We start from the raw sequence: 25,446 nt of genomic DNA on the forward strand, positions 1-25,446 counted from the left end.
CAGCGGATGCTCAGACTGGGCAGGCGGGAATTCGGGCCGCACGAGCCGGTGGTCATGGCGATCGTGAACCGGACGCCGGACTCCTTCTACGACCAGGGGGCCACGTTCCGCGACGAGCCGGCGCTCGCACGCGTGGAGCGGGCGGTGGCCGAGGGCGCCGCGATCGTCGACATCGGCGGGGTGAAGGCGGGGCCCGGGGAAGAGGTCTCGGCCGAGGAGGAGGCGCGGCGCACGGTCGGCTTCGTGGCGGAGGTACGGCGCCGGTTCCCGGACCTGGTCATCAGCGTGGACACCTGGCGGGCCGGGGTCGGGGCGGCGGTGTGCGAGGCGGGCGCCGATCTGCTGAACGACGCCTGGGGCGGGGTGGATCCGGAGCTGGCCGAGGTCGCCGCGCGGTTCGGGGCGGGGCTGGTGTGCACGCACGCCGGCGGGGCCGAGCCGCGGACCCGGCCGCACCGGGTGACGTACGACGACGTCATGGCGGACATCCTGGAGGTGACCGTGGGGCTGGCCGAGCGGGCGGTCGGGCTCGGGGTCCCCCGGGAGTCGGTGCTGATCGATCCCGGGCACGACTTCGGGAAGAACACCCGGCACAGTCTGGAGGCGACACGGCGGCTGGGCGAGATGGTCGCCACCGGGTGGCCGGTGCTCGTCTCCCTGTCCAACAAGGACTTCGTGGGCGAGACCCTGGACCGGCCGGTGAAGGAGCGGCTGATCGGGACCCTGGCCACGACGGCGGTGTCGGCGTGGCTGGGGGCTCAGGTGTACCGGGTGCACGAGGTCGCGGAGACCCGGCAGGTGCTGGAGATGGTGGCGGCCATCGCCGGGCGCCGTCCGCCGGCCGTCGCCCGCCGGGGGCTCGCGTAGGTCTCCCGGGGCCCGGGGCCCAGGGGGGCTCCCGCCCCCCTGGACCACACCTTCTAGCGCGCCGCTTCCTTGGACACCAGTGCCACCGCCTCGTCCACCTCGTCCGTGACGTGGAAGAGCAGCAGGTCCTTCTCCGCCGCCTTGCCCTGGGCCACCAGCGTGTTCTTCAGCCAGTCGACCAGGCCGCCCCAGTACTCGGTGCCGAACAGGACGATGGGGAAGCGGGTGACCTTCTGGGTCTGCACGAGCGTCAGGGCCTCGAAGAATTCGTCCAGGGTGCCGAGGCCGCCCGGCAGGACCACGAAGCCCTGCGCGTACTTGACGAACATCATCTTGCGGACGAAGAAGTAGCGGAAGTTGAGGCCGATGTCGACGTAGGGGTTGAGCCCCTGCTCGAAGGGCAGCTCGATGCCGAGGCCCACGGAGGTGCCGCCCGCCTCGCAGGCACCCTTGTTGGCCGCCTCCATGGCGCCCGGCCCGCCGCCGGTGATCACGGCCCAGCCCGCCTCCACCAGGCCTCGGCCGAGGCGGACGCCGGCGTCGTACTCCGCCGAGTCCACCGGCGTACGCGCCGAGCCGAACACACTGATGGCGGGCGGGAGTTCGGCCAGCGTGCCGAAGCCCTCGATGAACTCCGACTGGATGCGCAGGACCCGCCAGGGGTCGGTGTGCACCCAGTCCGAGGGGCCCCCGGCGTCCAGCAGCCGCTGGTCCGTGGTGCTCGCCGTGACGGCGCCCCGCCGTCGGAGGACCGGCCCCAGCCGCTGCTCGTCCGGCGGCTGCTTCTTCCCCTCGGGGTTACCGGTAGGCATGTTGCGCTCCCTCCGCTTGCGGGCGTTCCTGCCTCAGCGTAGATCCACGCGGGTTACGGAGGGGGGACGTACGCATGTCCGCCGTGGAGCGCCGTGCGGGACGTCAGCGCGTGAGCCAGGCCCGCAGGCGTTCCTCACCCGCCAGCACCTTGTCCGTTTCGACTCGTTCATCCCGCTTGTGCGCCAAGAGCGGGTTGCCGGGGCCGTAGTTGACGGCGGGGGTGCCGAGGGCGGCGAAGCGGGAGACGTCCGTCCAGCCGTACTTGGGCCGGGCGGTGCCGCCCACCGCCTCCATGAAGGCGGCCGCCGCCGGGTGGGACAGGCCGGGCAGCGCGCCGGGGCTGTGGTCGACGACGACGAACTCCTTCACCCCGCAGTCCGCGAAGACCTCGCGGACGTGCGCGACGGCCTCCTCCTCGGAGCGGTCGGGGGCGTAGCGGAAGTTGACGGTCACCACGCACTCGTCGGGGATGACGTTGCCGGCCACTCCGCCCGAGATGCCCACCGCGTTCAGGCCCTCGCGGTACTCCAGGCCGTCGATGACCGGGTAGCGGGGCTCGTACGCGGCCAGGCGGGCCAGGATCGGGGCGGCGGCGTGGATCGCGTTGGAGCCCATCCAGCCGCGCGCCGAGTGGGCCCGTTCGCCCTCGGTCTTCAGCAGGACCCGCAGGGTGCCCTGGCAGCCGCCCTCGACCTCGCCGTCGGAGGGCTCCAGCAGGACCGCGAAGTCGCCCTCCAGCCAGTCGGGGTGGGCCTCGGCGACGTGCTTGAGGCCGTTCAGTTCGGCGTCGACCTCCTCGTTGTCGTAGAAGACGAAGGTGAGGTCGCGGTTGGGGGCGGGCACGGTGGCCGCGATGCGCAGCTGCACCGCGACGCCCGACTTCATGTCGCAGGTGCCGCACCCCCACAGGACGCCGTCCTCGTCCAGCCGCGAAGGGACGTTGCCGGCGATGGGGACGGTGTCGATGTGGCCGGCCAGGATCACGCGCTCGGCACGGCCCAGGTTCGTCCGGGCGACCACGTTGTTGCCGTACCGGTCCACGGTCAGGTGCGGCAGGGCGCGCAGCGCGCTCTCGATCGCGTCCGCGAGGGGCTTCTCGGTGCCGCTCTCGGAGGCGAAGTCGACCAGCCGCGCGGTGAGCGCGGCGGCGTCCAGGGTGAGGTCAAGCGAGGTGTCGGTGTCGGCCATGACCTCGACCCTAGCCCCGCGACAGGCCCTGTCGTCTCTCCAGTACCTTGTACGCGTGCCAGAGCCGTCACCCACTTCTCGCAAGCGTCGCGGACGTCTCCTCCGTTTCGGCGCCGCCCTCCTGGTCCTGTCCGCCGTCGCCGCCTACCTGGTGGTGCAGTACGTCACCGGGGGCGGGGGCGCGCCGGGATGCAAGGTGGTCTCCGGGACGGGTGACGGGGCGGCGTACGAGTTCACGCCCGAGCAGGCGGTGAACGCGGCGACGATCGCCGCCGTCGGCACCGACCGCGGGATGTCCGAGCGGGCGGTGGCCATCGCGCTGGCGACCGCGCTGCAGGAGTCGGAGCTGCGCAACATCGAGCACGGGGACCGGGATTCGCTGGGCCTGTTCCAGCAGCGGCCCTCACAGGGCTGGGGCACCGCGCAGCAGATCATGGACCCCTCGTACGCGGCGGGCATCTTCTACGCGCATCTGGCCAGGGTGCCCGACTACTCGGCCCTCCCGCTCACCGTGGCCGCGCAGCGCGTGCAGCGCAGCGGCTACCCCGAGGCGTACGCCAAGCACGAGCCGGATGCCACGCTGCTGGCCGCCGCGCTGACCGGCCGGGCGGCGGCCACGCTGACCTGCGACGGGCGCCCGGCGACCACGGCCGCCGCGACGGGTCCGGACGCGGTGCGGGCGGCGCTGGTGCGGGACTTCGGCCGTGACGCGCTGCAGGAGACCGGCGCGGAGGTGAGCGGCGTACCCGTCCGGTCCCCCTCGCCGACGCCGAGCGTGACCGCGACGGCGCACGGGCGGACGGTGACCGTACCCGTGCCCCGGGGCCGACGGAAGGACGTGGCGGGGCGCGGCGAGCGGGAGCGGGGCTGGCAGCTGGCGCACTGGGCGGTGGCCAACGCCTCGGCGCTGCACATCCAGCGGGTGTCCTACGCCGGGCGGGAGTGGGCGGCAGGCAGCACGGACAGCCAGTGGCGTGCGGGCGGTGCGGCCGGGGACACGGGGACCGTTCGGATCCTGACCGGGCAGTAGTACGAGGGGTCACTCGCGGGGGTCATGTCGGGTGCACCGGCCCGCAGCGTGGGCAGGCTTGTCCCGGGGTCGTTCCGACGCCGCGGGAACCCCTTGGAAACAGGGGGCGGTAAGGATTCTGCACGGTTTCCGGCAGGTGCTTTATGCCGGTTTTATCCACAGCAGATAATGCGATGCGTTATCAACTCTTTACCTTTGGCCTCCGCAACCTTCGCGGGCTTCGAGCGGTAGTCACTGCGTCCGAGACCGGACGATCAGTTCATCGTTCCCCTTCCGCGAAGGAGCATCATGTCCCTCCCCCTGACCCGCCGGATCGCCCGTGCCGCGCTGATTGTCGCAGCAGGAGCGGCCGCCGGGGTCGGTGCGGCCGGCTCTGCCGGAGCGGCCACGAACCTGCCGGCCGCCACTCCGAACCTGGGCGGTCTGTCCGCGCTGGACGGGGCACAGGTCGGCAACACCGTCGACGGAGCCACCCAGCACGTCACCGGGCTGGCGAGCGAGGCGGGCAGCAAGGCCGTCAAGCAGGCGGTGCCGGCCGCGACCAAGACCGGTGGCAAGGCCGTGAAGACGGCGGCGCCGGCCGTGCAGAAGACCGCCGGTGAGGCGACGGGGGCGGCCGGGAGCGTCCTGGGCGACACCGCGGCCTCCGCGACCAAGGGCGGGCTGCCCGCGGGTGGTTCCCTCACTCAGGGCGTGCCCACGTCGTCGCTGCCGGGCAAGGGACTTCCGCTCGGCTAGGTCCGGCTGGTCCGGCTGTGACCGTTGACGGGGTCCAGGGTGTTCCCTGGGCCCCGTCTTCCTGTCCGCCTCCCCGTCCTGGCGGCGCGGTGCGGGCGGTCAGCGCAGGCGGGCCACCGCCGCCGCCACCCGCTCGTCCGTAGCCGTCAGGGCCACCCGCACGAAGTTCGCGCCCGCCGGGCCGTAGAAGTCGCCGGGTGCGACGAGGATGCCCAGGTCGGCCAGGTGGGCGACGGTGTCCCAGCAGGGCTCGTCACGGGTGGACCACAGGTACAGGCTCGCCTCGCTGTGCTCGATGCGGAACCCGTGGCCGAGCAGCGCCGCGCGCAGGGCCGTACGCCGGGCCGCGTAGCGCTCGCGCTGTTCCTGGACGTGGGCGTCGTCACCGAGGGCGGCCACGACCGCCGCCTGGGTGGGTGCCGAGGTCATCATGCCGCCGTGCTTGCGGATCTGCAGGAGCGGCCCGAGGACGGCCGGGTCGCCGGCCACGAAGGCCGCGCGGTAGCCCGCCAGGTTGGAGCGCTTGGACAGCGAGTGGACGGCCAGGATGCCGTCGTAGGAGCCGCCGTTGACCTCGGGGTGCAGCACCGAGACCGGGTCGGCCTCCCAGCCCAGCTCCAGGTAGCACTCGTCGGAGACCAGCAGGACGCCGTGGGCGCGGGCCCAGGCGACGATCCCGGTCAGCTCGTCCTTGCCCAGCACCCGGCCGGTGGGGTTGGACGGCGTGTTCAGCCAGAGCAGCCGCAGGCCCTCCGGGTCCAGGTCGCGCGGGTCGTCGTAGACCTCGTACGCGGCACGGGCGAGGCGGGCGCCGACCTCGTAGGTCGGGTAGGCCAGACGCGGGTAGGCGACCCTGTCGCCGGGGCCGAGGCCCAGCTGGGTGGGGAGCCAGGCCACCAGTTCCTTGGAGCCGACTACCGGCAGCACATGGCGGTGGGTGACCTCGCGGGCGCCCAGGCGGCGCTCCAGCCAGCCGGTGATCGCGTCGCGCATGGCCGGGGTGCCCCAGACCGTCGGGTAGCCCGGCGAGTCGGCCGCGTCGATCAGCGCCTTCTGGATCAGTTCGGGGACCGGGTCGACCGGGGTGCCGACCGAGAGGTCGACGATGCCGTCCGGGTGCGCCGCGGCCGTCTTCTTGTACGGCTCCAGCCTGTCCCAGGGGAAGGTGGGCAGGCGGTCGGAGACTGCTGACACGGGATCTGGCTCACTTTCTGGTACGGCACGAGGCCCTCGTACGGCGAACGCCTCGGCCCCGTACGGTGATCGAGGTCGATCGGGCCGTACGGGACCGAGGCGGCGCTGGGGGTCCCCCCGCTCGAGCGGAGCCGAGAGTGGGGGAGTGCGGGCCGCCCGCGTGGCTACTCGGCCTGCGGCGGCAGCGCGGCGATGAAGGGGTGGTCCCGCTCGATGAGACCCAGCTTGCTGGCGCCGCCGGGGGAGCCCAGCTCGTCGAAGAACTCGACGTTCGCCTTGTAGTAGTCCTTCCACTCCTCCGGAGTGTCGTCCTCGTAGAAGATCGCCTCGACCGGGCAGACCGGCTCACAGGCACCACAGTCGACGCATTCGTCCGGGTGGATGTACAAGGACCGCTGGCCCTCGTAGATGCAGTCGACCGGGCACTCCTCGATGCACGCCTTGTCCTTGACGTCGACACAAGGCTGCGCGATGACGTAGGTCACGCTGTCGTTCCTCCTCGATAGGGCGCTGGCGGGCCTCCGCAGGCTCCGCCGCCTGGCGCGCGGGAGCGCGGCGTCGTCGATGCCCGCCCCTAGTATCTCCGTTCCGGGGCAAGATCCGAACAGGAGGGGTGAACTGACCTGTGGAAATCTCGGCCGGTGGGCGCTTCGAGGTCCGTATCACCGCCGCTGACGTGGGCAAACGGGTCTCCGTACGACGCTTGAGCGACGCTGGAAGCGCGGGAGAGAAGTTCACCGACACGGTCGGTGTTCTCACATCATGGGACGACGGCGTGCTGCTGATCACACGGCGGGGCGGGGAGAGCGTCCGGATCGCCGAGTCCGCGCTGGTCGCGGGCAAGGTGGTGCCGGCCGCGCCGGCCCGGCGCCGCGGCCCGGCCGCGTCCTACCCGGAGCTGGCCCGCGTCGCCTCGCGCGCCTGGCCCCCGCTGGAGAGCGAGCGGCTCGGCGAGTGGGAACTCAGGGCGGCAGTGCAGAAGGTGCCGCGCGAAGCGCGTCCGTGGGGGGCGGTGGCCGGGCGACGGGCGGGGTTTACACGGCGGGCGAACAGTGTGCTGCCGCTCGGTGATCCGGGTCTTCCGCTCGACGCGGCGCTGGTGGCCGTACGACGCTGGTACGGCGAGCGTGGCCTGCCCGCCTACGTGCAGACCGCGACCGGAGCCGAGGGCGCGCAGGACCGGCTCTGCGCGGAGCTGGAGCGGCGCGGCTGGGTGCGTGAGGTGACCGCCGAGCTGTGGATCGGCGCTCTGGCGCCGGTCGCGGACCTGGCGGAGGGCGGCGGGGTGCTGCTGTCCCGGACGGCGGACGAGGCGTGGCTCGCGCGGTACCGGCGCAAGGGGGTGAGCGAGGTGGCCCTGCGGGTGCTGAACGGCGGGCCCTCGGTGTGGTTCGCGACCGTGCCCGGCGCGGGCGGTGAGGCGCCGGCGGCGATCGGGCGGTGTGTCGTGGACGGGCGCTGGGCCGGGTTCGCCGCCGTCGAGGTGGATCCCGGGCAGCGGCGCCGGGGGCTTGCCACCGAGGTGATGGCCGCGCTGGCCCGGCGGGCGCTGGACGAGGGCGCCTCGGCCGCGTGGCTGCAGGTCGAGGAGGACAACGAGGGGGCGCGGGCGCTGTACGCGCGGACGGGGTTCGGCGCGCACCACGCGTACCACCACTACCGCGAGCCGGGCGCCGGTGCCGCCGCTGTGCCCGGCGGCCGGCCGCGCGGATCGGAGTGACCATGCGTTCCCCCTGTCCCCCGCCGCCGGAACGCTCCGCCGAGCTGCGGCAGCGGTTCGCCGAGGAGGCGCGCTCCGGGCGGCCCGACCTGTCGGCGCTGTGCCTGCTGCTGGCCGCGCAGGCGGACGGCACGCTGGACGAGGCGGGCATGGACGCCGCGCAGATGGAGCTGGACCGGCTGGCCGGGCAGCTGCCGTACCGGCCGGGCGGCCCGCGGGCCTGGGCGTCGGCCCTGTGCGAGCTGCTCGGCGAGTGGTACGGCTTCCACGGCTCGGCCGCGGACTACCAGCGGCTGGAGTCCTCGCTGCTGCACGACGTGCTGATACGGCGGCGGGGGCTGCCGATCCTGCTGTCCGTGGTGTGGATCGAGGTGGCCCGGCGGGCCGGCGCTCCGGTGTACGGGGTGGCACTGCCGGGGCACTTCGTGGTCGGGTTCGGCGAGGCGCGGGAACAGGTGCTCGCGGACCCGTTCGACGGCGGCCGGGTGCTGACCGGCGCCGACGCGGAGCTGCTGGTGGCCGGGGCGACGGGCGCTCCGCTGGATCCGGGGATGCTGGTGCCGGCGGACCCGCTGGACGTCGTACGGCGCATCCTGAACAACATCGGCGCGTGGGCCACGGCCCGGCCGGAGCGGTCGGACGTGGGGCTGTGGGCCGTGGAGCTGGCGCTGCTGCTGCCCTCGCACCCGGCCCGGTTGCGCTATGAGCGGGCGCGGCTCCTGGTGCGGCGCGGTGAGTTCGTCGAGGGGGCGGTGGAGATGGAGGCGTACGCCGATCTGGTCGAGGTGGTGGATCCGGCGCTGGCCGAGCGGGTGCGGGGGGAGGCCTCGGAAGCCCGGTCCCTGCTGAACTGAGTGTTCCGCGGGGCCTACAGCCAGCCCTTCTCCCGCGCGATGCGTACCGCCTCGGCCCTGTTGCGTACCGCGAGCTTCTGGATCGCCGTCGACAGGTAGTTGCGGACCGTGCCCTGGGACAGGTGGAGGGCCTTGGCCAGCTCGGCGTTGGTGGAGCCGTCCGCCGCCGCGCGCAGCACCTCGCGTTCGCGGTCGGTGAGCGGGTTGGCCCCCTCGGCGAGGGCGGCGGCGGCCAGGGTGGGGTCGATGACCCGCTCGCCGGACAGGACCGTGCGGATCGCGGCGGCGAGCTGGGCGGCCGGGGCGTCCTTGACCAGGAAGGCGTCGGCGCCCGCCTCCATGGCGCTGCGCAGATAGCCGGGCCGGCCGAAGGTGGTGAGGACGACCAGCTTCACGGCGGGCAGTTCGCGGTGCACCTGGGCCGCCGCCTCTATGCCGGTGCAGCCGGGCATCTCGATGTCGAGCAGCGCCACGTCCACGCCGTGTTCGCGTACCGCGGCCAACACCTGGTCCCCGCGGGCGACTTGGGCGACGACCTCGATGTCGTCCTCAAGGCCGAGCAGAGCGGCCAGAGCCTCGCGGACCATCGACTGGTCCTCGGCGAGGAGAACCTTGATCGTACTGCTCATGCCCCGGATCCTACGTCCACCGGGGTGACCGTGAAGACGTGGGGACGCGGGCGACCAGCCGGAAACCGTGCCGGACCCGGCCCGCCTCCAGGGTGCCCCCGGCCTTCTCCAGCCGTTCGGTCAGACCGGTCAGGCCGTTGCCAGGGCCCGTGCCGGAACCGCCCGAACCGTTGTCCTCGACGGAGAGTTCGAGGACCGGGCCGTCCAGGGTCTGCCGGTGCACCAGCTCCACCACGCAGCGCTGGGCGCCGCTGTGCCGTACGACGTTGGTGATCGCCTCGCGCAGCGCCCAGGCGAGGGCGGACTCGCGGTCCTCGGGGACACCGGTGAGGTCCGGTTCGGCGGGCACCTGGGCGGTGACGCCGGCGGCGGCCAGGGCGACCTGGGAACCGGCGAGTTCGGCGGCCAGGCGGGGGCGCCGGTAACCGGTGACGGCCTCACGGACGTCGACCAGGGCCTGCCGGCTGACCTGTTCGATGTCGGCGACCTGCTGGGCCGCCTTGTCGGGGTGGCCGGGGAGCATCCGGCCGGCCAGCTCGCTCTTGAGGGTGATCAGGGAGAGCGAGTGGCCGAGCAGGTCGTGCAGGTCCCGGGCGAGACGCAGCCGCTCCTCGTTGGCGGCGAGCTGGGCGACGGTGGCGCGGGCCTTGCGCAACTCGACGGTGGTGCGCACGAGCTGCCGTACGCCCGACATGGAGTAGCCCACCAGCAGCACCACCAGGAACAGGCCCCAGGCGTCGTTCAGGTCGTGGTCGCGCCATCCCGCCAGCATCATGGCGGCGGTGGTCAGCGGGATCGTCCAGTACGCGGCCCGCAGCGGGAGGGTCACCCCGCAGGTGACGGAGACGTACACGAACAGACCGAGCCAGGAGCTGCCGAGGCCGAAGGCCAGCACGACCGCGAGCACCCACAGCACGGCGACCAGGGCGGCGAGGAGCCGGCCGGAGAAGGGCCGGCCCATGGAGCGGAAGACGACGGCCAGGTAGGTCCCGACGAACGCCACCAGGCCCACCCAGCCGGCGACCGTGGTCGAGGTGGTGTGGTGGCCGGACACCAGGTCGTCCACGGGCGAACCGAGGAACACCAGCCAGGGCAGGACCCACACCAGCTTGCGCACCGCCTCGCGCGCGTTGCGCGGCGACTGCCCGATCCGCATCAGCCGCTCCGCCCGGGCTTCGTCGTCGGGCCTCAGTTCGTCCGTCATCGTGCTCACGCCTTCAGCGTGTCCTTCCGGTACAGCCAGGCCGCGCCACCCGCGAAGAGGACGAAGTAGACGACGAGGACGGCGACGTCGGTGGCGTGCGGTGCCTGGCTCTGTTCGATCGCCCGTCCCAGGGCAGCGTACGCGTGCGTGGGCAGCCACTTCGCGATGTCCTGGAGCCAGGACGGGAACGAGGAGGACGGCATCCACAGGCCGCCGAGGATCGACAGACCGAAGTAGATGATCATCGTGATGGGACGGACGGCGTCCCCGGAGGCGACGTAGCCGAGGGCGACGCCGAGCGCGGCGAAGACCAGGCTGCCGGCCCAGATCGCGCCGGTCAGCGCGACCCACTGCCAGACGTCCAGCCGTACGTCCTTCACGGCGGCGGCGACGAGGAAGACCACCACGATGGACGGCAGGCTGACCACGGCGGCGCTGGCGGTCTTGGCGAGGACGTACCCGCGTCCGGGCAGCGTGGTCAGGCGCAACTGCCGTACCCAGCCGCCCTCCCGCTCCTTGGCGATGCGCTCGCTGTTGCCCATCAGGACGGCGGTCAGGGCGCCGAAGGAGGCCATGGAGACCATGATGTACTTCGCGACGCTCAGACCGGTGCCGTCGACCTTGCCCGTCTGGTTGGAGACCAGCAGGAAGATCACTGACGGGTAGATCACCGAGAAGAACAGGAACCTGCGGTTGCGCAGGGCGCGGGTGAGTTCCAGTTTGATCAGGCTGTTCATGACTGCTTGGCCTCCTCGGCCTCCGTGATGGCGACGAAGGCCTGCTCCAGACCGAGGCCGGCGACTTCGAGGTTGCGGGGGTAGACGCCGAGGCCGTAGAGGGCGTGGACGGTGGCGTCGGCGTCGGTGGACTGGATGCGGACGGTCTGGCCCGACACGTCCACGGAGGTGAGGAAGGGCAGGGCGCGCAGGGCCGCCTCGTCGATCTCGCCCTCCAGGTCGAAGGAGACCCGGCGGGCGCCCGCCTTGGCCTTGATCTCGGCGGCGGTGCCGTCGGCCAGCAGCCGGCCCCGGTGCAGGACCAGGACGCGGTCCGCGATGGCGTCGGCCTCTTCGAGGTAGTGGGTGGCGAACAGGACCGTGCGGCCCTGGTCGGCCTGCTCGCGCATGGTGGCCCAGAAGGCCTGGCGGGCGGAGACGTCCATGCCGGTGGTCGGCTCGTCCAGGACGATCAGGTCGCTGTCGCCGGCGGTGGCGAGGGCGAAGCGGACGCGCTGGGCCTGGCCGCCGGAGAGCTTGTTGACCTTGCGGTCGGCGATCTGGGTGACGCCCGCCCGGGCGAGCACGTCGGTCACCTTGTACGGCTTCGGGTGCAGGGAGCAGGCCAGCTTCACCAGCTCGGTGACCGTGACCTCGTCCATCAGTCCGCCGCTCTGCAGCATGGCGCCGACGCGCCCGGCGACGATCGCCTCGCGCGGGCTGGTGCCGAACACGGTGACCGTGCCGGTGTCGGGGCGCTTGAGGCCGAGCAGCAGATCGAGGGTGGTCGACTTGCCGGCCCCGTTCGGCCCCAGCAGGGCCACGGTCTCGCCCGGGTGCAGCCGGAGCGAGAGCCCGTCGACGGCCCGTGTGCTGCCGTACGTCTTGCTCACCTGATCGAATCCGACCACCGTGGTGGCGGCCGGCGCCGCTGTCGTTGTCATGCCCACCATGCTGGCCTGCCGGCCCGGGGGTCCGGCAGTGTCGGCGGTCCTCGGTGCCGGATGACAGATGTCATGTGTCCGGCGTGACATGCCCGAAGGGGGCGCCCGGCGGTGTACCCGACGCCCCCTGCACGGCCGTGCGCCGCGCGCTAGTTCGGGGTCGTGCTGATGACCGCGACCCGGTTGGTCCTGCTCATCAGCGCCTGGCGCAGGGCGTTGTAGACGTCCTCGGGGGTCACGGGCGTCTTCTTGCCGTTGCCCCGGGTGATCAGCACATGGTCGAACGCCTGGCCGTAGAGCCCCTGCAGGGCGGTCAGGTCGGGCTTGTCGACCAGCTTGCCGTTGACCGCGGTCACCCTGAGGAACTTCCACAGCGACTTCTCGGGGCTCATCAGCACCACGTGCGCCGGGTCCGTCTCCACCTTCACCCGGGCCGACATCGCCGGCTCGGCGAAGGCCTTCATCTCCCGGTCGACCTCGGCGTTCGAGACCGTCGGCTGCTTGGTGGTGGTCGGTACGGCCACCGGGGTCGCCGTGTCCGTCTCCACCGTCGTGCGGTACGCCTGCACGACCGCCTGCGCCGACTGCGTCGCGTCGATGGCCTTGCCCGCCTTGCCGTAGACGGCGACGGCCTTGCCGGCCTCGAAGGTGATGCCGCCCTCGGTGACCGAGCCGGAGCCGCCTCCCGCCTGCTGCAGGGCCGCCTGGAGCTTCTCCTCGTCGACCGGCATGACCGGCTCGACGACCCGCTTCTGGCCGAAGAGCGAGCCGATCACGGAGACCGGGTTGTAGTCGCTCTTGGCGGCCGCGCCGACCGTGGCCTGTGTGTCGAACTGCAGGCCCGCCTGGTCCGGCGTGAGGGCGACCGTCCTGCCGCCGACCGACAGCTTCAGCGGCTTGTTCACCCGGCTGCCGAAGGCGTCGTCGAGCTTCTTGACGGCGTCGTCGCGGGTGCCGCCGCCGATGTCGACGCCGAGCACGGTGGTGCCCTTGGGCACGTCGGAGTGGTTCATCAGCAGCCCTGCGCCGTAGGCGACACCGGCGACCACGACCACACCGCCGCCGAGCAGGGCCAGCTTGCTGCGGCCCTTCTTCTGGGGCTTGGCCTTGCCCTTGGCCTGCGCGGGGGGCGGCGAGACGGGCTCGGGCAGCTTCGGGGGCGTGTGCGGGACCGGGCCGTCGGTGCGGGCGCCCGGACCGAACGGGGAGTTCCCGGCGGACGGGACGACCGGGATGCCGCTGGTGACGGTGTGCCCGGAGACGTTGTCCGGGGAGCGGTAGCCGGGCATGCCGGGTTCGGGGGCCGGCTTCTGCGGGGTGAGGATCGCGGTGTCGTCGCTCATCCCGCCACCGGGGCCCAGACCGGCGCCCGGGGCTCCGGGAGCGAGCGGTCCGCCGTGGCCGCCCGGGCCGGCCGGGCCGCCGAAGGACTCGCCGAGGTCCATGCCGGTGCCGCGCGGGCCGCCGCCGGCCGGGGAGACGAAGGGGCCGTCGCCGGTGACCGGACCGCTGGTCGGGCCCGCGGGGCCCTGCGGGCCGCCGGGGCCGCCGGGGCCGTTCGGCCCGTTGAAGCCGGTGGGGCCGCCCGGGCCGCCCTGGCCGTTACGGCTGCCGGAACCGGAGCCGGTGCCCGTGCCGTCCCGGCCGCCGAGGCCGCCCTGTGCCCCGCCGCCCTCCGAGAAGTACGGCAGTTCGTCGCGGCGCGGCTCACCGGCGCCGCTCGCACCGGCACGGGTGCCGCCGCCGAGGGGGCCCGCGGCCAGCGCCTCGGTCACGTCGAAGGAACCGGTGCCGCCGCCGTGCCCCGGGGCCACGGGCCCGCCGGTGGCACCGGGCAGCCCCGCGCCGTTCGTGCCGCCGCCCCGGGAGCCGGGCGCGCTCATGGAGCCGACGACGCCACCGGGACGGCCGCCGCCCGGACGGGCACCGCCCTGCGGGGCACCCGGAGCACCCGGCGCGGTCGGCGCCGCCGGGGCGCCGGAGGGGGAACCGCCGGGGACTGCGGCGCCGTTCGTGCCGCCGGCGCCCTGACCGCCCTTGGCCGGGCCCGACTTGCGGGGTGCGAACCAGTCGCTGGTCTTCTCGTCGCCCTGGGCCCCGGACTCGGCGGGGGCCTCGAAGGTGCCGGTGGCCATCGCGGTGGGCGCCGGGCGCGGCTCGGCGGCGGTGTCGCCGTCGGCGGTTCCCTCGGTGCCCACGACGGGCGTGCGCACGACGACCGGCGGAATGGGCCGCGACCCGGGGATGTTGATCCGGATCCGGGTCGTCAGCGTGGTCTCGGTCTTGCGTTCCTCCGGCTGCGCGGCCGAACGGCCCGCACCCGCGACGTCGTCGGAAGCCATGGGGGTCCCGTACGGCGGCGTGCCGGACGGGTATGCGGCTCCGCCGCGCCCGTTGGGCCCGGAGGACGGAGTGTCAGTTTCACGACTCAAGGCAGGTTCTCCCGGTTGGCTCCGCCGCCGTTACGACCATGCTCGGGCGGCCCGGCGGCGCGCACCACCATACTGGCCACTTCTGGCCCGTATCCCACGACCGCCGGGGAAACCCACACCGGACTCGCACGTGCGCCGTGTGGCGAAGTGGTACGTCACTTGCCAAGTCGGGCGGGACCGCCGTCAGGTTGCCGCCCGCCGCCGATGGTGGCGCAGATCACAGCGAGGGCCATGCCGCCGAGGAGGAAGAGGTAGGAGCCGCCTCCCGCGCCGAACAGGAAGTCCCCTTCGGGACGGCTCGCGGTGAGCAGGATGACGGTGACGATCCAGCCCGCCGCCCCGGCGACCGCCCCGGCCCGCCCGCCGGTGGCCCGCGCCCCGCCCAGGAACAGGCCGGCCGCGCCCGCGAGCCCGAGCAGCAGCCCGCCGGGGAACCAGCCGGCCTGCACCAGTGCCCCGGCGGCCCCGACCACGGCGCCGAGCACGAACAGTCCGAGGTGGGCGACGACGCGGCCGGCCGACGGCCGCTGCAGGGGCTGGGCGAGCATGGACCCGCGTACCGGCTGGCTCATGAGGCCTCCTCGATCCCGGCGAACAGGTCGCTCTCCCGCCCGGCCGGCCGCTCCCCGCTCACCAACTCGTAGTACTCGGTGGTGAAGAGGGGCTGGGCGAGGTCGTTGGAGAGGGCGAAGTAGGCGTCGATGACGTCGATCTGGGTGGCGTGGGCCCGCATGGCGGCGGCCTTGGCGCGGGCGTGGGCGGTGCCGTCGATCGCCGTGGTGATCCGCTCGTCGTCGACGACGCCGGGGAGGTCGTCCACGCTCGCGCTCTGTTCGAACGACAGTCCGGACAGCTCGCCCTTCAGACGGTCGAAGGCGGCCTCGGCGACGGAGCGCGGGATGCGGTTCCAGTAGACCTTGTCGACGCGGTGCCCGGCCTCGGCGGCCAGCTCCACCGCGCGCATGGCGACCCGGTGGGCCTGGATGTGGTCCGGGTGCCCGTAGCCGCCGTCGCTGTCATAGGTGACGAGGACCTGGGGCCGGACCTCCAGCACCATCTCGGCGAGGAGGGCGGCCGCCTGGTCGAGGTCGGCCTGCCAGAAGCAGCCGGGATCGTCGTTGTCCGGCAGGCCCATCATTCCGGAGTCCCCGTACCGCCCCGGGCCGCCGAGCAGCCGGAAGTCGTCGACGCCCAGCTCACGCAGGGCGGCGGTCAGCTCGTCGAGCCGGTGCCGGCCGAGGGCGGCGCCCGTCAGATGCCGCAGCGGCGGCGGGATGACCTCGCCCCGCTCGCCGAGAGTGCAGGTGACCAGGGTCACATGGGCACCCTCGGCCGCGTACTTGGCCATGGTCGCGCCGTTGTTGATCGACTCGTCGTCCGGGTGAGCGTGCACCAGCAACAGCCGCCGGCCGGGCATGTCCTTCATGGGGCCACCCTACGAGGCGCTTCTTCCGGCCGCTTCTCAACCTGTGCTGTCGAGAACGCGGGCGATGGCCAGCGCGATCCGCTCGATCCAGTCGATGGCGTCGGTCACCTCCGCCTCGTCGATGGGGCGGCGCTGCTCCAGATCGCCGTCGATCAGGTCGGCGTCGTGTGCGATCTTGTTGCGCCGCTGGGTGATCTCCAGATAGCGGCTCCGGAGCTTCTTCTCGTTGAGTGTGGTGCGGTCCTGGAAGAATTCCTTGTTGATGCACCCCGCAGCCTCGTACCAGACCTTCTTTTCCGTCACCAGTTTGAGCACCTCGGAAATCTTTCCGGGGTGCTGGAGTGCCTGCCCCGAAAGTTTCTCCCGCAAGTGCTCGACCACTGCGTCGGACAGTGTCACCTCGCCCCGCCGTACGGCCTCGACCCTGTGCAAAGGCAGCTCGTAGACGCGGAGTTGGTACGGCATCTCGGGGCTGTCCTTCGCCGCCAGTTCGGCGACCCGACGCAGGACCTCTTCGTGCAGCCAGTGGTCGATGGCACCGACTGCCTGGACCCACGCCGCCCGATAGAAGTCGTCGATGTCGATGGTGGGAGACCGGAACGGATCCAGCATCGCCCCTGCTTTGACCATGCGCCGGGCGTAGGACAGGTTCGTCATGAACGCCTCGAACTGCCGTGTCTGCGGTCTGGAAATAGCCATGCCCACCCCGTACCAACTCTTCGTCACGATCTCTGCGAGCACGATTCCCGAGACGTACGGGGGTCAGTCAAGTGAGGTGAGCCGACTTGGACCAAGGTGACCGAAACCTGCTCACGCGTATCCGGAACATGCCCTTCAGGACTGGGGCTCCGTGCTGCTCTCGTCCTGGTAGCGCGGCAGACCGTCCGTTTTGATCGTCCAGTCGGCAATGGTGACCTCTTCGCCGTAGACGAAGTCCTTGCGGGTGGCGTAGCGAGGGCCGTCAGGGGTGGGATGGATGTCCGTGAGGACGGCGCCGGTGCCGGTACGGGGGTCGAAGATGGCGTAGACGGGGATGCCCATCAACGGATAGTCGCGTACCTTGCCGACCCAGTCGTTGTCCGGGTTGGAGCGGGAGACCACCTCGACGGCGGCGAGTAGCGTGCGGGGATCGAAGGATCCGGGGACTTCCATGTCCGCCCAGGCGATCACCATCACGTCGGGGCGGCGCATGATTCCCTCGGACTCGTTCTCGACGTCGGGTTCTCCGGTGTGCGCCACGATCTCGTCCGGCATGACTTTTTCCAGCCGTTTCCGGAGGTGCAGAGTGGTCAGCTCATGCGGACCGACAGGCGCCATCATGTCGTGGACGATCCCCTTCTTCGTGATCTCGAATTTGCCCGGAACGGTGTCGTCCATGGACTGAACGAGGTCCCGCATGGCCCGGTAGATGTGCGGGCCACCCTGCCGGGCGCTGTCCGGTGCGATGGTCATGGCGCTCGCTCCTCGTCGTCTGTGCCCAGGGGCAAGGATCGTCGCTCTCATGCTAGGCGGCCTCCAGAAGATCGGTTCGGCAGTCTCGGCAGCGGCCGGGTTCGGGCGCACGGAAGGCACGGTCACAGCCGTCGCAGGTCTGGAGTGGCTGCCGTGCGGGAGGCGGGGCGGCAGGCGCCCGGAACGGTGGTGGGGCTGGGAGCTGGGTCGCCAGGCGGTGGGCCAGCACGGATGCCGGCCGCCCGAGGCGCTCGCCCCGCAGCCCTGCGGTCAGGGCATGGCGTACGGCTGTCGGGCTCGCATCCCGTTCCAGCCAGGCCGCGACACCGGGAGCCAGATGTGCCGCGTCAGCCTCGGACAGCAGGAGGCGGTCATCGTGACGGTGCAGGTCCGCCAGCAGGTCGTTGGCGGCCTGAAGGAGGGCGGGGGCGGTGCAGGCGGGCTGCGGTACGGCGGGGAGGGCTTTGGGGGTGGTGCCGACGGTGCGCTTGGCCGGGACCGCCGCTGGTGATGTCGGCCGGTTGGCCGCACGGTCAGGGCAGCTGGACCTGTTGGCGTGGCGCCGGGCCGCCGGCTGGTTGCAGGAGACCGTACGGGTGACGATACGGCCGCCAGGGATGCGTTCGCGTTCGCGGCGCAGGTAGCCGTGCGCCTCCAGTTCACGGAGGGCCGCGGCGATGCGGGTCGCTCCCTCGGGGAAGCGGGCGGCGAGGGTCTTGATGTCGACGCGGGCGCCCCTCGGCAGCGACTGGATGTGGCAGGCCAGACCGATCGCGAGAAGGGAGAGGTCCGGGTGCTGGGTGAGGTGGTTGCCGATCACCGTGAAGCGGGTGGTGTGACGGGTGTTGTCGTGGATGACTCCGCCGGTGCGGGCGCCCCGGTTGGGGTGCTTGTTGCCCGCGACAGGGGGCTGAGCGTGCGGGGACAGGCTAGGGTGCTGGGTACCCATCAGGAAGGTGCCTCTTCCTCGGTGGTCAGGCCCTCGCACTGGGATTGCCGTCCCGGCGGGGGCCGTCGCATGTCTGCTGTGATGTTGCGCTGAGCGTAGAGGTGTCGGGGGTTGCAAAATCCAGCCGAGCCGGAGATGTTCACCCGCCCGGGTGAGAGTGGGCCACGGGCGGAGGGGTGGGGCTTGGCCAGGTTCTTTCCCCGTCGGTTCTTTGCCTTTCAGTCGCTGGCGGCACCGGGCTTCGTGGGGCCGGGTTCCGGTGCCGTAAGGCCCAGTTCGGCCCAGACGGTCTTGCGTGGGAAGCGCCCCTCGGTGACACCCCAGCGGTCGGTGAGCGCGTCCACGAGCACCAGGCCACGGCCGGACTCCGCGCTGAAGCCGGGCTCTTGGAGCTTGGGGAGACGATCACCGCGTGCGTCGGTGACTTCGATGCGAAGCGTGCGGCCGACCACGTAGAGCGTGATGCGGAAACTGCGGCCGGGGACGCGCCCGTGGGTGGCCGCGTTGGCCGCCAGCTCCGCCACGACGTGAGTCGCAGCCTCGCCCGGAAGTCCCCAGTCGCGGAACTGGTCGGCCGCGAGCAGACGGGCGAGGCGGGCGCCGCGCGGGGTGCACGACAGCAGGACGCTGAAGTTGCTGACGCAGCCGTCGTGTTCGGGCGCGGTCTCGGCGATTTCCTGATTCACGTCACTCAGCGTGGCTGGTGACGCATACCGTGGTGAGTGACTACGCCGTTGCGTACGGTGACTGTCCACAGGTCGTCCGGCGCTGTCCGGGCTGTCGGCAGAGGGCGCACGGGTAGGGCCTGACGGCGCGACGCGGCACGACGGAGGGGCGCGAATGGCGGTGGACGGCGAGGCGGTACGGCTCCGGAGCGAGGCGGACGAGCCGGGGTGGGAGGTGGATCCGGACGACGACTGGGGCGTGGCCGTGGTCGCAACGGTGGGGCGGCAGTTGAAGCTGCGGCGGGAGGCGGCGGGCATGCGGGCCGCTGAGTTCGGGACGGCGGTCGGGTACGGCGAGGATCTCGTCTACAAGATCGAGGGCGGCAAGCGGATTCCCCGGCCCGAGTATCTGGACAAGGCCGACAAGGTGTTGAGGGCGGGCGGGCTGCTCTCTGCCATGAAGGAGGACGTGGAGAAGGTCCGGTACCCGAAGAAGGTGCGAGAACTGGCGGAGCTGGAAGCCAAGGCCGTGGAGATGGGGGTGTACGTCGGGCTCAGCATCCATGGCCTGCTGCAGACGCCGGAGCATGCGCGGGCCTTGTTCGAGGTGTCCCAGTCCGCCTACTCGGAGGCCGAGTTGGAACGTCTGGTGGCTGCACGCATGGGCCGTAAATCGATCTTCGGGCAGGACCCCGCACCGGTGCTCAGCTTCGTTCAGGAAGAGGTGACGCTGCGCCGAAGGGTTGGAGGCACAATGGTGTGGCGTCAGCAGCTCGAACACCTGCTGGAAGTGGCTGAGTCACGCAATGTCACGCTTCAGGTGATGCCGACGGACTCCGGTGCTCATCCCGGGCTGAGCGGCAAGATCGAGGTGCTGAAGTTCGAGGACGGTACGGCGGTGGGCCGCTCCGACGGAGCGTTCAACGGCCGCCCGACTTCCGATCCGAAACAGCTCCGCATCCTTGAGTTGCGGTACAGCACCATCCGGGCTCAGGCTCTCTCCCCACGGGAGTCGCTGGCCTTCATCGAGCAACTGCTGGGAGAAGCATGATCCGCGAGACCGTTGCGAGTGACACCTCCGGACTGACCTGGTTCAAGAGCACTTACAGCGACGGCCCCGAGGGCGACTCCTGCGTGGAGATCGCCATAGCACCCCGCGCTGTCCACGTCCGCGACTCCAAGAACGTGGAAGGCCCCCGGCTCACGCTGACGCCGGGGGCCTGGACTCACTTCGTGTCGTACGCGCCCGAAGACTGACCCGACGGGTCGGTCACTCGACCTCGGCCTCCGGTACGTCCACCTCGCCACCCAGGGAACGGGCGATGGCCGTGAACTCGTTCAGGGCGGACTGGAGGTCACGGACGATCTCCTCGGCGATCACCTCGGGCGGCAGGCCGCTGTCGGCGTCGTCGAGGGCGGGGTCCTTCATCCACGTGATGTCGAGGTTGACCTTGTCGCGGGCGATCAGTTCCTCGTAGCTGAACTTCTTGAAAGGCCCGTTCTCGTCCTCGGACTCGACGCGGGAGGAGCGGGGCTCGCCGGGGCGGTAGGCCGCCACGAAGTCGTCGAGGCTGGCACGGGTGAGCGGGCGCTGCTTCTGAGTGAAGTGCTGGCCGGTACGGAAGTCGTATACCCAGGTTTCCGTAGTGTGCGGCTTGCCGTCCGCGCGTGGGGACTTCTTCTCGAAGAACAGGACGTTGGCCTTGACACCGCCCGCATAGAAGATGCCGGTGGGCAGCCGCAGGATGGTGTGGAGGTCGAACTCGTCGAGGAGCTTACGGCGGACCTTCTCGCCGGCCCCGCCCTCGAAAAGAACGTTGTCCGGGAGGACGACGGCAGCACGTCCGCCGATCGCCGTGAGCGACATGATGTGTTGGAGGAAGTTGAGCTGCTTGTTGGTGGTCGTCGCGGTGAAGTCGTCGCGGTCGTACTGGATGTCCAGTTCCTCGTAGCGCTGGGCGCGCGTCTGCCGGTCTCGGATGCGGACCGTCGTACCTGCCTCGATCTTCGCGCCGCCGCCCTCGCGGAGGTCGGTGTTGAGGCGCACGATGTCGAAGTCGACGTTGACCCCGTCGGCGACAGCCTGTTCGTAGGTGTACTTCGAGACCTCGTTGTGGTCGAAGAAGCCCTTGGTCTGCCGGGTGGGCGTGGCAGTGAGGCCCACGAGGTGGGCGTCGAAGTAGTCCAGGACGCCGCGCCACAGTCCGTAGATCGAGCGGTGGCACTCGTCCACGACGATCACGTCGAACGACTCGATCGGTACGTCCCGGTTGTAGTCGACGCTGATCGGCTCGTCCGTCGCGTAGCTCTCGTCCAGCCGCGACGCATTCTTGTCCTCGCGGTCCTCGGCCTCCGGCTCGTCCATCAGCGGCTCGCCCTTGAGGAGTGCGTACATACGCTGGATCGTCGAGATCACGACCGAGGAGGTCTCCTGGAGCCCGCTCCGGCCGAGCATGTCCACGCTGTAGAGGTCGGTCAGCTTCCGGTTCTCGTCCGGCGTCCGGTACTTGTCGAACTCCGCGCGGGCCTGGCGGCCGAGGTTGTTGCGGTCTACGAGAAAGAGGACCCGGCGGGCACCCGCGTGACGGAGCAACCGGTAGGTCTCTGTGACGGCCGTGAAGGTCTTGCCGGCGCCCGTGGCCATCTGGATCAGGGCACGCGGCTTGTCGGCGGCCAGAGAGTCCTCCAGGCCCGTGATCGCCTCCACCTGGGCCATGCGCAGGCCGTGCGTCTCCAGCAGCGGCATGCTCGTGCGCAGGGCCGCCCGGAACGTGGGGGCGTCCGGGTGCTCGTCGGCGTACCGCATCCATGCCGCGAGGGTCTCGGGGCGGTGGAAGGTGAAGACCTCACGCGAGCGGGCCTCGGGGTCGATCCGGTTGAGGAAGTACGTCTCCGTACCAGTAGTCGCGTAGCGGAACGCGAAGGGCTCCTCGCGGCGCCACACAGCCATCGCGTGCTCCTTGAGCACACCCGCCGCGTACCGCTCGTTCTGGGCCAGGGCACCGGCCAGCGGTGTGCCCTCGCGCTTCGCCTCGATGACGCCGACGATCTTCCCGTCAACGTAGAGGACATAGTCGGCACGGCCGGTCGCCACGGTGAACTCGCGGATGGCGACGCCCCTGCTGCGCTCGTCCAGCGGATTGGCGTCCGCTTTGTCCTGGATCACCCAGCCCGCCTTGGCGAGCATGGCGTCGATCTTCACCCGCGCCTGCACCTCGTTGAGCGGTGCCGGGCGCTGGGCACGCTCCACGATGGCGTCTCGCGCGGCGGAGGCGACCTTGCGGGGTTGCAGCCGCTCGCGGTCGTACTGCTGCTGGTGCGCGGCCCGCAGTTCGGTGACCTGTGCCCGCAGCTCTTCGATCTGCGCCGCGTACGTGGCCTTGGCCTGCTCGACGTTGGCGATGAGTGCCTCGGCCTCGGCGCGGGCCCGCCGCTCGGCCTCCAACCGGTCGCTGGTCTCCGACAGCTTGATGCGGGACTCGGCCAGCGTGCGCCGGTGCCCGTCCAGCGCCTCCCGCAGTTGCGCGATCTCCTCGGGATCGGTCGGTGACGCCTCAGCGGGCAGTGTGGGCGGTACGAACGCCGTTACCGCGCGCGTGCCACCCATGGCCCGGTCAAAGAGGTCACCGAGCTGCCAGCACAGCTTCAGGGCCTCAAGGGCCATCGTCGTGTCGAAGAGATGGTTGTGCGCGGCTTCGTTCCGGCCCCGGCGCAGCTTGTGGAAGGCATCACGGCTCCAGCCGACAAGGACGCCCGCCCGGGTAAGCGCGTTGATGCGGTCGACCTGGTTGGTGCCCTCGACACGGGTCCCGGTACGCGTGACGAACTCTTCCGCAAGCACCTCACCGAACTGGCCTGCACTGACATAGGCCGCGTTGGGGTTGGTCAGGACGGTCAGCTCGGCCTGCGAACCGTAGATGGCAAGAAGTGGCTGGTACCCGTACAGGCGCCCGAAGTTGGCTGAGGCCTTCGCCAGTTCCCTGAGCCGTCTGTCCACGTCCTGCTCGTCCACCCGCTGCCCCCGCTCGACCGTCCTGAGACGGTAAAGCTTACGAAGCCGGGCAGCGGGAAGCAGCAGAACGGGTCAGAACTTGATACTGCCGATCATGCTGGCGACGTTCGTCGTCAGCTGGCTGATCGTGGGAGCCACTGTCGAGGAAGCGAGATAGAAGCCGAGCAGCATGCAGACGAGCGCATGACCGCCCTTGAGCCCGGACTTCCTGATCAACAAGAAGACGACGATCGCCAGCAGCACCACCGCCGAAATCGAGAGTGCCACGGCGGCTCACCTCCAAAGATCCCAGGGACACGGGGGGTTCGGACTATGGGGGTTGTGACTCCACGCAGATGCCAGCGGGTTCATACCCACTTAGCGGTAGTGATCATAACTATGCGTGCTCGCGCATCGCTCGGCGCACGGCCGCACAAGGGGGCGCATGGCCAATATGGTCGGGGCATGACGGATGAGGTTGACTCCTTCCCCCGGCGGCACGCCCGCACCCAGCGGTTCACGCTCGGCGCGCCGCGCGCGTTCACCGTGGCCCCCGACGGTTCCCGTGTCACGTTCCTGCGCTCGTCCTCGGGCACCGACCGCGCCAACTCCCTGTGGGTGCTGGACCTGCCGGGTGGCGCGGAGCGCGTCGCGGCCGACCCGCGCACCCTGCTCGAAGGCGCCTCGGAGCAGCTCTCGCCCGAGGAACGCGCCCGCCGCGAGCGCAGTCGCGAGGGCGGCGCCGGCATCGTCGGCTACGCCACCGACGCGGCCGTGGAGTTGGCCTCTTTCGCCTTGTCAGGGCGGCTTTTCACGGCCGAGCTGCGGGCCGGCACGGCGCGTGAACTGCCCGTTCCCGGGCCGGTCATCGATCCCCGGCCGTCCCCCGACGGCCGGCACATCGCGTACGTCGTGGGCGGTGCCCTGCGGGTCGTGGGCGCCGAGGGCGAGGGCGACCGGCCGCTCGCGGAGCCGGAATCGGACGCCGTCACCTACGGCCTCGCCGAGTTCATCGCGGCCGAGGAGATGGGGCGCACCAGGGGCTTCTGGTGGGCTCCGGACTCGGACCGGCTGCTGGTGGCGCGGGTGGACGACACGCCGGTACGGCGGTGGTGGATCGCCGACCCCGCCCATCCGGAGCGTGAGCCACACCACGTCGCCTACCCGGCGGCGGGGACGGAGAACGCCGAGGTGCGGCTGTTCGTGACGGGGCTGGACGGCGGCCGGACCGAGGTCGTCTGGGACCGGGCGCACTACCCCTACCTGGCGCGTGTGCACTGGTCAGAGGCGGGTGCGCCGCTGCTGCTCGTACAGGCGCGGGACCAGCGCAGCCAGCTGTTCCTGGCCGTGGACCCGGAGTCGGGGACGACCCGGATGGTGCACGCGGACGAAGATCCAACTTGGCTTGAACTTTTCGCCGGAGTGCCCTGCTGGAGTCCGTCCGGACGGCTCGTGCGGATCGCCGACGAGGGCGGCGCCCGAGTCCTCGCGGTGGGTGAACGGCCTTTCACCGGCGCCCAGTTGCACATCCGCGCAGTGCTGGATGTCACCGCCGACGACGTGCTGGTCTCGGCCTCGGCGGGCGAGGAGGCCCAGGAGCCGGAAACCGGCGAGGTGCACGTCTACCGGGTGAACGAGCTGGGCGTGGAGCGCGTGTCGCAGCGGCCCGGTGTGCACTCGGCGGTCCGCGCCGGGGGCGTGACCGTGCTGGTGTCGGTGACGCCGGACACCCCGGGCGCCCATGTCCAGGTACTGCGGGACGGAAAGCCGGTGACGACTGTCCGGTCGTACGCCGAAGATCCTGGTTTGTCCCCGCGCGTGACGCTCACCGAGGGGGGCGCACGTCGAATCCCGTGCGCCGTGCTTATGCCGCGGGACTACCACGGGGACGGTCCCCTTCCGGTTCTGCTGGACCCCTACGGCGGTCCGCACGGCCCCCGGGTGGTCGCCGCGCACAACGCGCACCTGACCTCGCAGTGGTTCGCCGACCAGGGCTTCGCGGTGGTCGTGGCCGACGGCCGGGGCACGCCCTGGCGCTCCCCCGCCTGGGAGAAGGCGGTCCGCCAGGACTTCACGGTCAGCCTGGACGACCAGGTCGAGGCGCTCCGGGATCTCGCGCAGCGGTATCCGCTCGACCTGTCCCGGGTCGCGATCCGCGGCTGGTCCTACGGCGGCTGGCTGGCCGGTCTCGCGGTGCTGCGCCGCCCGGACGTCTTCCACGCCGGCATCGCGGGCGCCCCCGTCACCGACTGGCGGCTCTACGACACCCACTACACCGAGCGGTACCTCGGCGACCCCGCCACGGACCCGGAGTCGTACGCCCGCAGCTCCCTGGTCACCGACGAGGGCCTGTCCGCCCCCGCCGAACCGCACCGGCCGCTGATGATCGTGCACGGCCTCGCCGACGACAACGTGGTGGCGGCCCACACCCTGCGGCTGTCCTCGGCCCTGCTCGCCGCCGGACGGCCGCACGAGGTGCTGCCCCTGTCCGGCGTCACCCACATGACCCCGCAGGAGCAGGTCGCGGAGAACCTGCTGCTCCTCCAGGTGGACTTCCTCAAACGTTCGCTCGCATAACCCCGCAAACGCCGTTAACTGCGTTAACACGCAGGCAACTTCACGGAAGCGGTACCG

General features: G+C 71.5%; 25 protein-coding genes. 8 read left to right on the forward strand and 17 right to left on the reverse strand.

The features are described from left to right. Positions 1-6: 6 nt before the first annotated feature. On the forward strand, positions 7-867 hold the full coding sequence (gene folP, locus ACFYMM_RS01095; RefSeq protein WP_388382511.1) for a dihydropteroate synthase: 861 nt from the start codon (positions 7-9) through the stop codon (positions 865-867). A 53-nt stretch (positions 868-920) separates the two neighbouring features. Here the strand turns inward: folP and ACFYMM_RS01100 are convergent, their stop codons facing one another. Both ACFYMM_RS01100 and dapE read right to left on the reverse strand, forming a co-directional pair. Then, complete coding sequence (locus ACFYMM_RS01100) at positions 921-1,679, reverse strand: TIGR00730 family Rossman fold protein (RefSeq protein ID WP_388382514.1); 759 nt, start codon at positions 1,677-1,679, stop codon at positions 921-923. A 103-nt stretch (positions 1,680-1,782) separates the two neighbouring features. After that, positions 1,783-2,868 carry a succinyl-diaminopimelate desuccinylase gene (gene dapE, locus ACFYMM_RS01105; RefSeq protein ID WP_388382516.1) on the reverse strand — a complete coding sequence of 362 codons (1,086 nt, stop codon included), beginning with the start codon at positions 2,866-2,868 and terminating at the stop codon, positions 1,783-1,785. 55 nt (positions 2,869-2,923) lie between these two features. Between dapE and ACFYMM_RS01110 the strand changes: the two genes are divergently transcribed. Both ACFYMM_RS01110 and ACFYMM_RS01115 read left to right on the forward strand, forming a co-directional pair. Beyond that, positions 2,924-3,898 carry a heavy metal transporter gene (locus tag ACFYMM_RS01110; RefSeq protein ID WP_388382518.1) on the forward strand — a complete coding sequence of 325 codons (975 nt, stop codon included), beginning with the start codon at positions 2,924-2,926 and terminating at the stop codon, positions 3,896-3,898. A gap of 288 nt (positions 3,899-4,186) precedes the next feature. Next, positions 4,187-4,636, forward strand: a complete 450-nt coding sequence (locus tag ACFYMM_RS01115) for an ATP-binding protein (protein ID WP_388382520.1) — start codon at positions 4,187-4,189, stop codon at positions 4,634-4,636. Positions 4,637-4,735: 99 nt separating this feature from the next. Here ACFYMM_RS01115 and ACFYMM_RS01120 read toward each other — a convergent pair whose 3' ends face one another. Together ACFYMM_RS01120 and fdxA are read right to left on the reverse strand one after the other, a co-directional pair. Beyond that, the gene (locus tag ACFYMM_RS01120; protein ID WP_388382521.1) at positions 4,736-5,830 is read right to left on the reverse strand and encodes a bifunctional succinyldiaminopimelate transaminase/glutamate-prephenate aminotransferase; all 1,095 of its coding nucleotides are present in this window, start codon (positions 5,828-5,830) and stop codon (positions 4,736-4,738) included. Positions 5,831-5,994: 164 nt separating this feature from the next. Then, the gene (gene fdxA / locus ACFYMM_RS01125; RefSeq protein WP_030929316.1) at positions 5,995-6,315 is read right to left on the reverse strand and encodes a ferredoxin; all 321 of its coding nucleotides are present in this window, start codon (positions 6,313-6,315) and stop codon (positions 5,995-5,997) included. Between the two features lie 140 nt (positions 6,316-6,455). Between fdxA and ACFYMM_RS01130 the strand changes: the two genes are divergently transcribed. Further along, the gene (locus ACFYMM_RS01130; protein ID WP_388382523.1) at positions 6,456-7,550 is read left to right on the forward strand and encodes a GNAT family N-acetyltransferase; all 1,095 of its coding nucleotides are present in this window, start codon (positions 6,456-6,458) and stop codon (positions 7,548-7,550) included. Positions 7,551-7,552: 2 nt separating this feature from the next. After that, the gene (locus ACFYMM_RS01135) at positions 7,553-8,404 is read left to right on the forward strand and encodes a transglutaminase-like domain-containing protein (RefSeq protein ID WP_388382526.1); all 852 of its coding nucleotides are present in this window, start codon (positions 7,553-7,555) and stop codon (positions 8,402-8,404) included. A 14-nt stretch (positions 8,405-8,418) separates the two neighbouring features. Here the strand turns inward: ACFYMM_RS01135 and ACFYMM_RS01140 are convergent, their stop codons facing one another. The 11 genes from ACFYMM_RS01140 to ACFYMM_RS01190 form a co-directional block, all read right to left on the reverse strand. After that, positions 8,419-9,033, reverse strand: a complete 615-nt coding sequence (locus tag ACFYMM_RS01140; protein ID WP_388382528.1) for a DNA-binding response regulator — start codon at positions 9,031-9,033, stop codon at positions 8,419-8,421. Positions 9,034-9,043: 10 nt separating this feature from the next. After that, complete coding sequence (locus ACFYMM_RS01145; protein WP_388383287.1) at positions 9,044-10,237, reverse strand: sensor histidine kinase; 1,194 nt, start codon at positions 10,235-10,237, stop codon at positions 9,044-9,046. A 5-nt stretch (positions 10,238-10,242) separates the two neighbouring features. Beyond that, positions 10,243-10,974 carry an ABC transporter permease gene (locus ACFYMM_RS01150; protein ID WP_388382530.1) on the reverse strand — a complete coding sequence of 244 codons (732 nt, stop codon included), beginning with the start codon at positions 10,972-10,974 and terminating at the stop codon, positions 10,243-10,245. Beyond that, a complete protein-coding gene (locus ACFYMM_RS01155) occupies positions 10,971-11,897 on the reverse strand; it encodes an ABC transporter ATP-binding protein (protein ID WP_388382532.1) in 927 nt (308 codons plus the stop codon). Before ACFYMM_RS01155 ends, ACFYMM_RS01150 begins: the two co-directional genes overlap by 4 nt. Before the next feature lie 149 nt (positions 11,898-12,046). Continuing rightward, a complete protein-coding gene (locus tag ACFYMM_RS01160; protein ID WP_388382534.1) occupies positions 12,047-14,329 on the reverse strand; it encodes a hypothetical protein in 2,283 nt (760 codons plus the stop codon). 155 nt (positions 14,330-14,484) lie between these two features. Further along, complete coding sequence (locus tag ACFYMM_RS01165) at positions 14,485-14,901, reverse strand: DUF6113 family protein (protein ID WP_388382536.1); 417 nt, start codon at positions 14,899-14,901, stop codon at positions 14,485-14,487. Next, a complete protein-coding gene (mshB, locus tag ACFYMM_RS01170) occupies positions 14,898-15,755 on the reverse strand; it encodes an N-acetyl-1-D-myo-inositol-2-amino-2-deoxy-alpha-D-glucopyranoside deacetylase (protein WP_388382538.1) in 858 nt (285 codons plus the stop codon). Before mshB ends, ACFYMM_RS01165 begins: the two co-directional genes overlap by 4 nt. 36 nt (positions 15,756-15,791) lie before the next feature. Next, positions 15,792-16,496: a hypothetical protein gene (locus tag ACFYMM_RS01175; protein ID WP_388382540.1), complete on the reverse strand. Its 705-nt coding sequence runs from the start codon at positions 16,494-16,496 to the stop codon at positions 15,792-15,794. A 93-nt stretch (positions 16,497-16,589) separates the two neighbouring features. Beyond that, on the reverse strand, positions 16,590-17,207 hold the full coding sequence (locus ACFYMM_RS01180; protein WP_388382542.1) for a Uma2 family endonuclease: 618 nt from the start codon (positions 17,205-17,207) through the stop codon (positions 16,590-16,592). Between the two features lie 52 nt (positions 17,208-17,259). Continuing rightward, on the reverse strand, positions 17,260-18,156 hold the full coding sequence (locus ACFYMM_RS01185) for a helix-turn-helix domain-containing protein (protein ID WP_388382544.1): 897 nt from the start codon (positions 18,154-18,156) through the stop codon (positions 17,260-17,262). Between the two features lie 218 nt (positions 18,157-18,374). Continuing rightward, positions 18,375-18,842 carry an ATP-binding protein gene (locus tag ACFYMM_RS01190; RefSeq protein ID WP_388382546.1) on the reverse strand — a complete coding sequence of 156 codons (468 nt, stop codon included), beginning with the start codon at positions 18,840-18,842 and terminating at the stop codon, positions 18,375-18,377. 154 nt (positions 18,843-18,996) lie between these two features. On the opposite strand from ACFYMM_RS01190, the gene ACFYMM_RS01195 reads away from it, so the two are divergent. Together ACFYMM_RS01195 and ACFYMM_RS01200 are read left to right on the forward strand one after the other, a co-directional pair. Further along, positions 18,997-19,872: a helix-turn-helix domain-containing protein gene (locus ACFYMM_RS01195; RefSeq protein ID WP_388382548.1), complete on the forward strand. Its 876-nt coding sequence runs from the start codon at positions 18,997-18,999 to the stop codon at positions 19,870-19,872. Next, positions 19,869-20,078: a DUF397 domain-containing protein gene (locus ACFYMM_RS01200; protein ID WP_388382550.1), complete on the forward strand. Its 210-nt coding sequence runs from the start codon at positions 19,869-19,871 to the stop codon at positions 20,076-20,078. Before ACFYMM_RS01195 ends, ACFYMM_RS01200 begins: the two co-directional genes overlap by 4 nt. A gap of 13 nt (positions 20,079-20,091) precedes the next feature. Here the strand turns inward: ACFYMM_RS01200 and ACFYMM_RS01205 are convergent, their stop codons facing one another. Then, complete coding sequence (locus ACFYMM_RS01205; RefSeq protein WP_388382552.1) at positions 20,092-22,833, reverse strand: DEAD/DEAH box helicase family protein; 2,742 nt, start codon at positions 22,831-22,833, stop codon at positions 20,092-20,094. Between the two features lie 72 nt (positions 22,834-22,905). After that, positions 22,906-23,100: a hypothetical protein gene (locus ACFYMM_RS01210; RefSeq protein ID WP_388382553.1), complete on the reverse strand. Its 195-nt coding sequence runs from the start codon at positions 23,098-23,100 to the stop codon at positions 22,906-22,908. 177 nt (positions 23,101-23,277) lie between these two features. On the opposite strand from ACFYMM_RS01210, the gene ACFYMM_RS01215 reads away from it, so the two are divergent. Further along, on the forward strand, positions 23,278-25,389 hold the full coding sequence (locus ACFYMM_RS01215) for a prolyl oligopeptidase family serine peptidase (protein ID WP_388382555.1): 2,112 nt from the start codon (positions 23,278-23,280) through the stop codon (positions 25,387-25,389). Positions 25,390-25,446: the final 57 nt, after the last annotated feature.

This window comes from Streptomyces sp. NPDC006739 (assembly GCF_042869815.1).
Lineage (GTDB): Bacteria > Actinomycetota > Actinomycetes > Streptomycetales > Streptomycetaceae > Streptomyces.

Excerpts from the sequence above, each read along its gene's own strand:
- folP (WP_388382511.1), top strand. The coding sequence starts at position 7 with ATGCTCAGACTGGGCAGGCGGGAATTCGGGCCGCACGAGCCGGTGGTC.
- ACFYMM_RS01100 (WP_388382514.1), bottom strand. The coding sequence starts at position 1,679 with ATGCCTACCGGTAACCCCGAGGGGAAGAAGCAGCCGCCGGACGAGCAG.
- dapE (WP_388382516.1), bottom strand. The coding sequence starts at position 2,868 with ATGGCCGACACCGACACCTCGCTTGACCTCACCCTGGACGCCGCCGCG.
- ACFYMM_RS01115 (WP_388382520.1), top strand. The coding sequence starts at position 4,187 with ATGTCCCTCCCCCTGACCCGCCGGATCGCCCGTGCCGCGCTGATTGTC.
- ACFYMM_RS01135 (WP_388382526.1), top strand. The coding sequence starts at position 7,553 with ATGCGTTCCCCCTGTCCCCCGCCGCCGGAACGCTCCGCCGAGCTGCGG.
- ACFYMM_RS01140 (WP_388382528.1), bottom strand. The coding sequence starts at position 9,033 with ATGAGCAGTACGATCAAGGTTCTCCTCGCCGAGGACCAGTCGATGGTC.
- ACFYMM_RS01145 (WP_388383287.1), bottom strand. The coding sequence starts at position 10,237 with ATGACGGACGAACTGAGGCCCGACGACGAAGCCCGGGCGGAGCGGCTG.
- ACFYMM_RS01150 (WP_388382530.1), bottom strand. The coding sequence starts at position 10,974 with ATGAACAGCCTGATCAAACTGGAACTCACCCGCGCCCTGCGCAACCGC.
- ACFYMM_RS01155 (WP_388382532.1), bottom strand. The coding sequence starts at position 11,897 with ATGACAACGACAGCGGCGCCGGCCGCCACCACGGTGGTCGGATTCGAT.
- ACFYMM_RS01165 (WP_388382536.1), bottom strand. The coding sequence starts at position 14,901 with ATGAGCCAGCCGGTACGCGGGTCCATGCTCGCCCAGCCCCTGCAGCGG.
- mshB (WP_388382538.1), bottom strand. The coding sequence starts at position 15,755 with ATGAAGGACATGCCCGGCCGGCGGCTGTTGCTGGTGCACGCTCACCCG.
- ACFYMM_RS01180 (WP_388382542.1), bottom strand. The coding sequence starts at position 17,207 with ATGACCATCGCACCGGACAGCGCCCGGCAGGGTGGCCCGCACATCTAC.
- ACFYMM_RS01185 (WP_388382544.1), bottom strand. The coding sequence starts at position 18,156 with ATGGGTACCCAGCACCCTAGCCTGTCCCCGCACGCTCAGCCCCCTGTC.
- ACFYMM_RS01195 (WP_388382548.1), top strand. The coding sequence starts at position 18,997 with ATGGCGGTGGACGGCGAGGCGGTACGGCTCCGGAGCGAGGCGGACGAG.
- ACFYMM_RS01200 (WP_388382550.1), top strand. The coding sequence starts at position 19,869 with ATGATCCGCGAGACCGTTGCGAGTGACACCTCCGGACTGACCTGGTTC.
- ACFYMM_RS01215 (WP_388382555.1), top strand. The coding sequence starts at position 23,278 with ATGACGGATGAGGTTGACTCCTTCCCCCGGCGGCACGCCCGCACCCAG.